Here is an 11,931-nt window from a genome sequence, read left to right on the forward strand (position 1 = left end):
TTCACCTGAGAAGTGCTTCTTTCCACGGCACGATCTGGACCCTCGACAAGTCCTATCGTCCCAGGTCAGGAGCACTTCTCGCGTTTTCGATCACCCTTCGGACGGCCCACCCCATGAAAGCCCGAGGCTAGCGAAAGGGGGGTGGCCGTGTTCCTTCCCTCGGAGCGCCAGGAGCGCATCCTGGCCACGGTGCGCCAGCGGGGAACGGTGCGGCTCGGCGAGCTCGTCGAACGCCTGGGCGTCTCCGCGGTCACGGTGCGCCGTGACGTCACCGCGCTGGCCGACCGGGGCCTGCTGCGGCGCGTGCACGGCGGCGTCACCCTGCCGCACCGCGGCGCGGCCGAACACGAGGAGCGCCGCACGCCGTTCGGGCCGACGGCCGCCGGTGTCCTGCTCGGCATGGTGGTGCCCTCCGTGGAGTACTACTGGCCGCAGGTGATCCAGGGCGCGCAGACCGCGGTGAACGCCGCGGGGGGCCGCCTGGTGATGCGCGTCTCCAGCTACGAGCCGGGCGAGGACCGGCGGCAGATCACCGCCCTGCTCGAACGCGGGACGCGCACGCTGCTCGTCGCCCCCGTGGTCACGGGCACCTACGGCCTCGACCTGCTGCGCTGGCTCGCCACCCTGCCGGTGCCCGTGGTCCTGGTGGAGCGCGAACCCCCACCCGAGCTGCCGACGTTGGCCCTGGACGCCGCCACCACCGCGCACGCCATCGGCGCGGGGCTCGCCGTGCGGCACCTGGTGACCCTCGGGCACCGCTCGATCGCGCTCGTCCTGTCCCGGCAGAGCCCCACCAGCCGGGCGCTGCGCCGGGGCTGGACCGGGACCATGGCCGAGCTCGGCCTGCCGCAGCCCGAGGAGTGGCAGTTCGAGGTCGCCAGCTATGGCACCCCCGGGTGGGCCGCCGCGTACGACCACGTGCTGCGGCGCTGCCGCGAGCGGGGCGCGACCGCGCTGCTCGTGCACTCCGACCGGGAGGCCATCGGCATGGTGGAACGCGCCAGGGACCTGGGCATCTCCGTGCCGGGCGAGATGGCCGTCGTCTCCTACGACGACGAGGTCGCCGCCACGTCCGACCCGCCGCTGACCGCCGTGCGCCCGCAGAAGCACCGCCTGGGGAGGGTGGCCGCCGAGCTGGCCCTGGCCCGCGTCACGGAGGTCGAGCGCCGCCCGGTGCACCGGGTGCAGCTCTGGCCGACCCTGGAGGTCCGCGAGTCCTGCGGCGGCCAGGCGGACTACGAGGCGGCACACGGCCGTTGACGCGCTGGGCCCTCCGCCGTCACGACGGAGGACCCCGACGGCCCACGATCCGAGCGGGCGTCGTGGCCCTCGCTCCCTCGCGCACACGGATTCTTCACATGGATGTGGAGACCGCCGCACACATCGGCGGGGGTCCGGGACCTAGCGGAGGCGCACGGTGTAGGAGCCGTCGAGGGGGCCCGTGGCGTCGTCGGATGTCGCCTGCCGCGACAGGGCCGTCGGGGTCGGCGACGGCTCGGCCGTCGTGTCCGCGTGGGGGGTGGGCGTGGGCGATCCCTCGCCCTCGTCGCCCGACGCGGTGAACGCGCCACTGATGAACGCCGCCACGACCGCCGCGCTGCCGCCGATGAACGCCGCGCCGAGAGCCGTCGCCACCCCTGGAGAACGCTTCCCGCGATGTGCCGCCAACGCTCCGCCCCCTTGCCCGCCCTGCCCTGACACGACGCTACTGCTCCCGACCGTCGCGCGCCACGTTTTGCTGGTTTTCCGTGGAGGAAATGTGAGGGCGCGTCAGCCCGCGCCACACCGCCGCACCCGGTCCATGCCAGGCCGAAAAGGCCCTGTCCGTCCCCCCTGGGGCCCGGGTGCGCGTCCCCCCGGGGGAACGCCCGCCGACCCGGGCCATCGCCGCCCCGGGGTGGGCGGTTGCCCGTTCACGGTGGTGTACTTGACCATCGCACGGCGCGCGGGGGCGCGCGAGCGCGCACCCGCCCCAGTCGTGGGTTACGCCCACGTTTCCGCGCGAAGTCGCAGGCTACGCACGGGTTTCGGCGCCCGTACCCGCGGCGTCGCGACAGGGCGTTGCCGATGAGATACGTGTCACATGTGCGCGTCAGGCCCGGGCGATGGCGCGCCGCTGACCAGCGGCGTTGGGGCGCGACATGGCATATTCCGGCGCCCGCGAGGCCGGATTCGCGCCTGTCGGAGGGGGTCTCTGCCCGATTCGGGCGGTGAATGGGGCAGATCGAGCCGGAAACGGGCGCGCCGTTCGGGCCCGGGATCCGCGGCCCCCGCGAGGGTTCGGCGGGCCGAGGGTGAGCCCCGGACGCGTCGCCACCGCGAATCCCGCCCCGCCTCGGCTGGTCGGCGGGACGGCGGAGGTTCGCGAACGCGCACGGTGGGGCGTCGCCACCCGCGGGACCGCGCCGATGCCACGTGTCGGTTGGCGCGTTCACCCGAGCCCCGAACCCCCGCAATGGGGCGGGGTGGTGCGGGCCGTGTAAATGCCGTTACCGTCGAACCTGGTTCGGACCGCGGGCCGTCGCAGCGCGGGACCGCATGGCGTGTTCGAATCGAAATAGGCCATTCCGGGCGTCGCTCCCTGGACGTCCGAGCCGAGCCGCAGGACACCGGTCTGAGTCCGGACGACATCCAGGTGACATCCAGGCGAAGGGGACGAGGTCTCATGGGACATGAGGTACGGCTCCACGCTTCCGGGCTGCCCCGCCCGGTGCCGGTCAACGGCCGGCCTGAGTTAGCGGCGAGCGACGCCCTCTCCCGGGCGCTCGCGGCGGTGCGGCTCTCCTGTGAGCGGTTACGCGGCGGCGCCACGACGGTTCCGCTCCTCGATCGCGCGGGCCAGCGGCGAGGACGCGCCACCAGAGGGTGGCGCGTCCTGGACGCTGGGGCGGCGCGGTGCGGAGGCGACCACCGGCCGATGAGCCCCCGTCGGGATCGCCTGCGCGCCTGGACCGGCCTTCCGCGCGCCGGTCCCCTGACGCGATGTCCCCGTTGACACGCGCCTGGCGCCCCGTCACCACGGGCGAGCGCGGCGGCCGCTGACCGGCGGCCCCGCGGCTCACCCCGGGGGCGGCGCATGCCCGCCGCGCGCTGACGCGCGCCACCGGAGCAACGCCGGGCGAACGGCCCGGGCCATTCATCTCCGCCCCCGGCGGAACGGTGAGCCCTCTCGCGCACCACCGCGGAAGCCCTTGTGTCGGGCGGCCGTGCGCATGGGAACGAGAATTTTGCCTCGCATGAAATCAGGGCGGTGCACCGTCGCGCCGACCGTTGGCCAGTTGTCCTTGGCCGGGCCCGAGATGGAGGCGGTCACATTGATGGCGCTCTGGCGTGTGGACCGTGAAATCCGACTCATGCTGTACAGCGCGGTAAGCATGGTCGAACAGCATATGTCTCAGGTGTATCCGGACTTCGACGTCCGATTGCGTGAGGACCATGAGCTGCAATTCCGTGACCGACGGGATAACGGCCGGATGGCTTTCGGTGAACGGCCGTCCGCGCCACCGCCCCGTCGCGCCCCAGGGGCCCCTCACCTCGGCCGTAGGGGCGTCCGCCGCCACTCCCCGAGCACCGGGAGCGGTGCACGGCGGCGCACTGCCACGCGCATTGTATGCAGCGTGTTGAGGAACCCGCAGTTGTATCCCCCACCGGGGCGGCGGGAGAGTGTCGCACGGCACCGTGTTCCCTCGCAGCACCCATCGGGTAGCGTTTACCGAGATATGACCGAGGGGGTGTGACTAGGGGCTCCTAGGGGGTGTCCCTAGGGGTGGTGGCTAATACCCTGCCACCGGATAGTGACCAAAGAATGCAGCGGACTTCTCGATTGACGAGTCTGTGACTGGTCCGGCCACCGCTGGAAAACGGGCCGGCTTCGTGATGATGACGCCGACAGGGGGAAGTACAGCAGTGTTGGTGGAGCGAGCAAAGATCCTCGAACAACTCGATGACCTACTGATCCGGTCCGCGCGAGGCAGCGGCGCCATAGCCGCCGTCAGCGGCTCGACCGCGATGGGCAAGACCACCGTGCTCAACGCCCTTGCGGAGCGGGCCGTCTCGGCGGGCAGCACCGTCCTCAGCGTGGTGAGCTCACCGCACGAGCGCGACGTCCCCTATGGCGCGCTCGCCCAGCTGTTCCATTCGATCGACGCGCGTTTCCCCGGCGCCGCCGTGCCCGGCGCCCAGGACGACCCGTTGGCCGTGGCCCGGGGAACCCACCGGGTCATCGCCGAACTGGCCGCCAAGCGGCACATGTTGATCACCGTTGACGACATCCAGCACACCGACGCGGCGACCCTCACCTGTCTGAGCTACCTGGCGCAGCACCTGACCCAGCTCCCCCTCGCGCTGGTGTTCACGCATGGCGTCTCCGTGGACGAGCAGCCGCCCCGCATCCTGCACGACCTCCTCTACCGGGCCAGCGTGCGGCGTTCCTATCTGGGGCCCCTGACGCGCGACGGCATCAGGGAGCTCGCGGAGGGGTGCACCGCGACGCCCGCCACCGACCGGTTCGTCGCCGAGGCCCACGCGCTCAGCGGCGGAAACCCCCTGCTCGTCCAGGCGCTCATCGAGGAGCACAGGCTGCGCGCCGCCCCCGAGCCCGGCGCGGGGGCCGTTCCTCGGGAGAGCGAGGGGCAGGCCGCCCAGCCGGTCACCGATGGGCTGCTGTCGACCGGGCACGTCTTCCACCAGGCGGTCCTCGCGTGCCTGCACCGGCTCGGGCCGCGCGCGGTCCGCCTCGCCCGGTGCGTCGCGCTGCTCGAAGGGGCGGCCACGCCGCTCCTGATGAGCAGGCTCAGCGGCATCGACACGGGCCTGGTGGAACGTTACCTCCGGCTGCTCACCGGCATCGGCGTGCTCGACGGCGTCAAGTTCAGGCGCGCGGGCGTGCAGCAGGCGGTCCTCGGCGAGATGCCCCACGACGAGGCCACGGACCTGCGGCACCGCGCCGCCCGCCTGCTCTACGACAGCGGCGCCTCGCCCCGGGCGGTCGCGGGCCACCTGCTCGACGTGGGCCCCCTGCGCGAGGACTGGGTGCTGCCCGTGCTGCGCGAGGCCGCCCGGCACGCGCTGGCCGACGGCGACGTGCAGCTCGGCATCCGCTGCCTCGAGCTGGCCCGCGAGTGCTGCACCGAGGAGGCGCAGCGCGTCTCGGTCAAGGCGCAGTACGCCTCGGCCCAGTGGCAGCTGAGGCCCGCCGCCTCGGCCCAGCACTTCCTCGCGCTCAAGGGCCCCATTCTCGCGGGCACGTTGAAGGGCGGCGAGGCGCTGCGCGTCGCCGACGGCATGCTCTTCCACCTCGACTTCGACGAGGCACTCGAAGCCGTCAACCACCTCAACGACGGCAACGAGGACGCCGCCACCGCGCTGCACAGCACCCGGCTGCTCATGGCCTCGGAGTTCCCCGGGGTGCTCGACCGGCTGAGCCGCCCGCTCCCGCCGACCGCCGCCTCGGCGACGTCCACATCGGAGCTGCGCGCCCGGCACGCCCTGGCCCTCGTCCTGGAGCGGGGGGCCGACGAGTACGCGATCGCCCTGGCCGAGCAGGTGCTCCAGGGCAGCCAGAGCAGGTCGCCGTGGAACCTCAAGGGCTTACCCGCCGCGTTACTCGCCTTATGCTACGCGGATCGACTGGACGCGGCCGCCGAGTGGTACGAGCGTCTGGTGACCGACCAGGAACGGCACTACGCCCCCATCTGGAGGGCGATGCTCGACACGGTCGGCGCGTTGATCTCGCTCCGCCGGGGACGGCTCGGCGACGCGGTGCGTCAGGCGGAGGCAGCCCATGAACGGCTGTCAGGGCCGAGGTGGAATGTCAGCGGCGCCATGGCGCTGGCGATCCTCGTCGAAGCCCACACCGCCATGGGCAACCACCGGGTCGCCGCCCGTTACCTGGCGCCCGAGCCGCCGCCCGAGCTGTTCCTGACCCGCGCGGGCCTGCACTACCTCTACGCGCGCGGCCGCCACCACCTCGCGACCGGCAACACCTATATGGCCCTGTACGACTTCATGGGCTGCGGCGCCCTGATGCGGCGCTGGAACATCGACACGCCCTCGCTCGCGGCCTGGCGTCTCGGCGAGGCCGAGACATGGCTGCGCCTCGGCGACAGGGAGCGGGCGGTCAGGCTCGTCGAGAAGCAGCTCTCGACCCCGGACACCGGGCTCACGCGGTCGCGCGGCATGGCCCTGCACGGGTTCGCGCTCGTCCAGGCGACCACCAAGCAACCCCCCATCCTCCAGGACGCGTTCCGCCTGCTCGAGAGCAGCGGCGCCCGCTACGAGGCCGCCGCCGTGCTGGCCGATCTCAGCCGGGCCTACCAGAGGCTCGGCGAGAAGGCCAAGGCGCGGCCGACCGCGCAGCGGGCGTGGCGGCTCGCCAAGAGCTGCCAGGCGGAGTCCATGTGCCAGGCCCTGCTGCCCTCGCCCCTGCCGAGAAGCGTGGGAACGCGGGAGAGCACGTCCTCGTCCCGCGGCGACGACCGCGAGGCGCGGGGCGGCTTCGGCGGGCTCAGCAAGTCCGAGCGGCGCGTGGCCATGCTGGCATCCCAGGGCTACGCCAACCGCGAGATCGCCGACCGGCTGTTCATCACGGTCAGCACCGTGGAGCAACATCTGACCCGCGTCTACCGGAAGATGGGCATCAGGAACCGCGAGCAGCTCCTGGAAGAAGTACAGGCCGTCAGCTACGAGACCGTCTGACCCCTCCGCCCCGACCCCCGACCCCCGACCCTCCGCCCGTCCCGCCCATGTGCCCCCCGCTGGGGCGACGTCCGCCTGTCCCGTCCCCCCGTCGGGGCAGGCGGACTTCGGGTTTTCCAGGGGTTTTCCCGGGGCCGCGCCCGGCCGCTGCCGAGCGGTGAAGAAGTGTCCGGGCCAGGCACGTTAGGGGCGAGCAGGGGTTGGGGGCGCTTTGTGTGCGTCCCTAGGGTTCGAGACAAGCGCGCGCCGCTGTGTCGGCGCCTTCTCTACCCGGAGTGGCTGTGGTGGGCAACCAGGAGAAGCTTCTCGACTACCTCAAGCGCGCGACCACGGACCTGCGCGCCGCGCGCAGGCGGATCGCCGAGATCGAGCACCGCGACCGGGAGCCGATCGCCATCGTCGCCATGGCGTGCCGGTACCCGGGCGGCGTGGACTCGCCCGAGGGGCTGTGGCGGCTGGTCGACGAGGGGGTTGACGCGGTGTCGGAGTTCCCGGCCGACCGGGGCTGGGACACCGAGGGCATCTACGACCCCGAGCCGGGCAAGCCGGGCAAGACCGCGGCCCGCGAGGGCGGATTCCTGCACGACGCGGGCGAGTTCGACGCCGAGCTGTTCGGCATCAGCCCGCGCGAGGCCGCCGAGACCGACCCACAGCAGCGGCTCCTGCTCGAGGTGTCCTGGGAGGTCCTGGAGCGGGCGGGGATCGACCCGCTGTCGCTGAAGGGCAGCCCGACGGGCGTGTTCGCCGGGCTCATGTACCACGACTACGCCAAGGGCAGCAACGGCGGCAGCATCGTCTCGGGCCGCGTCGCCTACACGCTGGGCCTCGAGGGCCCTGCGGTGACCGTGGACACGGCCTGCTCCTCGTCGCTGGTCGCCCTGCACATGGCGATCCACTCGCTGCGCTCGGGGGACTGCACGCTCGCGCTCGCCGGGGGCGTGACGGTGATGTCCACGCCCGAGATGTTCGTCTACTTCAGCGAGCAGCGCGGGCTCGCCCTCGACGGCCGCTGCAAGTCGTTCGGCGCGGGCGCCGACGGCGTCGGCTGCTCCGAGGGCGCCGGGGTTCTCCTTCTGGAGCGCCTGTCGGACGCGCGCCGCAACGGCCACCCCGTGCTCGCCGTGGTGCGCGGCACGGCGCTCAACCAGGACGGCGCGAGCAACGGCCTGTCGTCCCCCAACGGTCCGGCCCAACAGCGGGTGATCAAGCAGGCGTTGGCCAACGCGGGCCTGTCCCCTGCCGATGTGGACGCGGTCGAGGCGCATGGCACGGGAACGACCCTGGGCGACCCGATCGAGGCACAGGCGCTGCTCGCCACCTATGGCCAGGACCGCGAGGAGCCGCTGTGGCTCGGCTCGATCAAGTCCAACATGGGGCACGCGCAGGCCGCTTCGGGTGTGGCGGGCATCATGAAGGTCGTCCTCGCGATGCGGCACGGCGTGCTGCCCAGGACGCTGCACGCGGATGACCCCTCGCCCCAGGTCGACTGGGAGGCGGGCAACATCAGGCTGTTGACCGAGCCGCGCGCGTGGACGGTCGAAGGGCGCCCGCGCCGCGCGGCGGTGTCGTCGTTCGGGATCAGCGGCACCAACGCGCACGTCATCATCGAGGAGGCGCCGCCCGCCGAGGACGAGGAGCCCGAGGAGCGCCGCGAGCTGCCCGTCGTGCCGATCGTCGTCTCGGCCAGGACCCCGGATGCCCTCGAGGCCCAGATCCGACGTGTCGCCTCGGTGGAGCGGGACGCCCTCGATGTGGCGTTCTCGGCCGCGACGGGACGCGCCGCGCTCGAGCACCGCGCGGTGCTCGTCGGCCCGGAGCGGATCGTGGACGTGGCCGAGGACGGCAGGGTGGCGTTTCTCTTCACGGGGCAGGGGAGTCAACGTCTTGGCATGGGGCGGGAGTTGTATGAGGCGTTTCCGGTGTTCGCGGCGGCGTTCGACGCGGTGTGCGAGGCAACGGGTCTGCCGCTGAGGGACGTTGTCTGGGGCGAGGACGCGGAGGTGTTGAACCGGACCGGGTTCACCCAGCCCGCGATCTTCGCGCTCGAGGTGGCGTTGTTCCGGCTCGTTGAATCGTGGGGGATCCGTCCGGACTTCGTGGCGGGTCATTCGATCGGTGAGGTGGCGGCGGCGCATGTGGCGGGTGTCTTCGATCTTGAGGACGCGGCGCGGCTTGTGGTGGAGCGTGGGCGGTTGATGCAGGCGTTGCCGTCGGGTGGTGCGATGGTGGCGGTCCAGGCGACGGAGGATGAGGTGTCCCCGCTGCTCGGTGACAACGTCGGCCTGGCGGCGGTCAACGGCCCGTCGTCCGTGGTGGTGTCGGGTGCGGTGGACGCGGTGGACGCGGTGGTCGGGCGCTTCGCCGATCGGAAGACGAGCCGGTTGAAGGTCTCCCACGCGTTCCATTCACCGTTGATGGAGCCGATGCTCGATGACTTCCGCAAGGTCGCCGAGTCCGTGGTGTATCGCGAGCCCAGGATCCGTTTTCCCAAGGATGTGGCGTCGGCGGACTATTGGGTGCGGCATGTGCGCGAGGCGGTTCGATTCGCCGACGACGTGCGTCACTTGGCGGGTGAGGGGGTGACCCGTTTCCTGGAGATCGGTCCCGACGGGATCCTCACCGCCATGGCGCAGCAGAGCGTCGAGGGGACGATGGCGGCGACGCTGCGCCGTGAACGCCCCGAGGTCGAGAGCCTGTTCACCGGCGTCGGGCGGCTGTATGCCACCGGCGTTCCGGTTGACTGGGCCGCGGTGTTCGCCGGGCGCGGCGCCCGCCGCGTCGACCTGCCCACCTACCCGTTCCAGCGCCAGCGGTACTGGCTCATCAAGCAGCCAGGCGCCGCCGCGGGGGCGGACGCCGTCGAACACCCGCTGTTGACCGCCATGGTGGAGCTTCCCGAGGACGGCGGCGCCGTGTTCACCGGGCGGCTCGCCCTCGACTCCCAGCCCTGGCTCGCCGACCACGACGCCTTCGGCGCGCTGGTGGTGCCGGGGGAGGCGTTGGTCGAGCTCGCCCTGTTCGCCGCCGAGCGGACCGGCCACGGCCGGGTCGAGCGGCTCGACCTCCACGCCCCGCTGGTCCTCGCCGACGCCGACGACGTCAGCACGCTGCGCGTGCTGGTCGCCCAGGACGGCACCCTGAGCGTGCACGCGCGCTGCGACGACGACGCGCCCTGGGTCAAGCACGCCGACGGCGCGCTCACCGCCGAGCCCTCCGAGGCCGCCAAGACCTCCTGGCCCCGCGACGACGAGACGGCCTACGCCGCCGTGCTCGCCACGGCGGCCGAGGCCGCGGGGCTGCCCACCGAGGGCGGGCCCGCACTCGCCCACGCGTGGCGCGGCGCCATGGTGCGCCTCGACGGCGAGGGCCGCCCGGCCCTCTCGGCCGAGTCCGTCGAGACGCGCCCCCTCACCGCCGAGGAGGTCCGCGCCCACACCGGCGGCCGCGAGTCCCTCTTCCACATCGAGTGGGTCCCCGCCCCCGCGCCCACCCGCGCCGAGGCCGCCCCGCACGTCGTCCACGCGTGCCCTCCGCTCGACACCGCCGCGCCCGAGGGCTTCCGCGCGCTCACCCGCGGGCTGCTCACCGTCATCCAGGACTGGCTGGCCGACGAGCGGGCCGCGGACTCCCGGCTCGTGGTCGTCACGCGCGGCGCGACCGACGGCGCCGACCTCGGCCACGCCGCCGCGTGGGGCCTGGTGCGCTCGGCCGAGGAGGAGCACCCTGGCCGTTTCGTCCTGGTCGACCTGGACGCCGACGCCGAGCTGCCCGAGGAGGCGCTGCGCCTCGACGAGCCCGAGATCGCCGTGCGCGACGGCCGGATCCGGGTGCCGAGGCTGGCCCGCGTCCCGGCGACCAACGCCCACGCCCCGTCGTGGGACGCCGAAGGCACGGTCCTGATCACCGGCGGAACGAGCGGCCTCGGCGCCCTGACCGCCCGCCACCTCGTCGCCGAACACGGCGTGCGAAGCCTGCTGTTGACCAGCCGCCGGGGCAGCGCGGCCCCGGGCGCTGCCGAACTGGCCGAGGAGCTCACGGCGTTGGGCGCCACGGTCGAGGTCGCCGCGTGCGATGTCGCCGACCGCGACGCCCTGGCCGCGCTGCTGGCCGAGCGCCGCCTCACCGGCGTCGTGCACTCGGCCGGTGTCGTGGACGACGTGCTGATCGGCGCGTTGACACCCGAACGCCTCGACGCGGTCATGCGGCCCAAGGTGGACGCCGCGTGGCACCTGCACGAGCTGACCCGCGACCACGACCTCTCGGCGTTTGTCATCTTCTCGTCCGTCGCTGGCACGCTCGGCGGCGCCGGGCAGGGCAACTACGCTGCCGCGAACGCCTGGTTGGACGCCCTCGCCCGGCACCGCGCCGCCCGGGGCCTTGCCGGGCTCTCCCTCGGCTGGGGGCCCTGGACCGAGGTCGGCGGCATGGCCGACCGCCTCGACGAGGCCGAGCTGCGCCGCCTCTCCCGCACGGGCATGCCGCCGCTCGCCCCCGACGAGGGCCTTGCGCTGCTCGACGCCGGGACCCTGCCGGGGCAGCCCCCGGTGACGCTCCCGGTCAGGTTCGAGCTCGCGGTGATGCGCGGGCTGGCCGAGGCGGGGACGCTCCCCGCCAAGTTCGGCGGCCTCGTGCGCGTCACGGCCCGGCGCGCGCCCTCGGGCGGCGCGTCGTTGGAGCGGCGGCTCACCGGGCTGACCGAGGCCGAACGCGAGCGGCTCCTGCTGGAGTTGGTCCGCGGCCACGTCGCGCGCGTCCTGGGGCACGAGGGCGTCGACGCGGTGCCGCCCGACCGCGCGGTCAACGAGCTCGGCCTCACGTCGTTGGGCGCCGTGGAGCTGCGCAACGCGCTCAACGCCGAGACCGGCCTCTCGCTGCCCCCGACCCTGGTCTTCGACCACCCGACCCCCCTCGCCATCGCCGATCTCGTGCACCGCGGGCTGCGTCCCGCCGAGGCCGACCCCGCCGCGCCGCTGCTGGCCGAACTCGACCGGATCGAGGCCGCGTTGGCTGACCTCGCGCCGAGCGACGACGACGCCCACGCCAAGGTCACGGCCCGGCTCGAGGTGGCGCTGCTGCGGGCCAGGGACGCCAGGAGCGGGGCCGCGGACGCCGCGTCGGCCACCGGCCTGGTGGCCGCCTCCGACGATGAGCTGTTCGAGGTGCTTGACAAGGAACTGGGCCTGTCCTGACGGGACCCCGCCACTGATCGTGGACTTTCACGGATGGGTTGATGTC

The 11,931-nt window shown here is 73.1% G+C and carries 4 protein-coding genes; 3 read left to right on the forward strand and 1 reads right to left on the reverse strand.

The window, feature by feature from the left end; all coding sequences use genetic code 11:
- Positions 1-147: 147 nt before the first annotated feature.
- Positions 148-1,260 (forward strand): substrate-binding domain-containing protein, encoded by a 1,113-nt coding sequence (locus D7318_RS19550; RefSeq protein ID WP_120698484.1) that lies wholly within the window; start codon positions 148-150, stop codon positions 1,258-1,260.
- 141 nt (positions 1,261-1,401) lie between these two features.
- On the opposite strand, the gene D7318_RS19555 is transcribed toward D7318_RS19550, so the two are convergent.
- The gene (locus D7318_RS19555) at positions 1,402-1,635 is read right to left on the reverse strand and encodes a hypothetical protein (protein ID WP_120698421.1); all 234 of its coding nucleotides are present in this window, start codon (positions 1,633-1,635) and stop codon (positions 1,402-1,404) included.
- Between the two features lie 2,277 nt (positions 1,636-3,912).
- On the opposite strand from D7318_RS19555, the gene D7318_RS19560 reads away from it, so the two are divergent.
- Positions 3,913-6,696 carry an AAA family ATPase gene (locus D7318_RS19560; RefSeq protein WP_230423906.1) on the forward strand — a complete coding sequence of 928 codons (2,784 nt, stop codon included), beginning with the start codon at positions 3,913-3,915 and terminating at the stop codon, positions 6,694-6,696.
- 275 nt (positions 6,697-6,971) lie between these two features.
- Entirely contained in the window at positions 6,972-11,885 is a 4,914-nt protein-coding gene (locus tag D7318_RS19565) for a type I polyketide synthase (RefSeq protein ID WP_408055512.1), read from the forward strand.
- The last annotated feature ends 46 nt before the right edge of the window (positions 11,886-11,931 follow it).

Source organism: Streptomyces radicis (assembly GCF_003626575.1).
In the GTDB taxonomy this organism is placed as follows: Bacteria; Actinomycetota; Actinomycetes; order Streptomycetales; family Streptomycetaceae; genus Streptomyces; species Streptomyces radicis.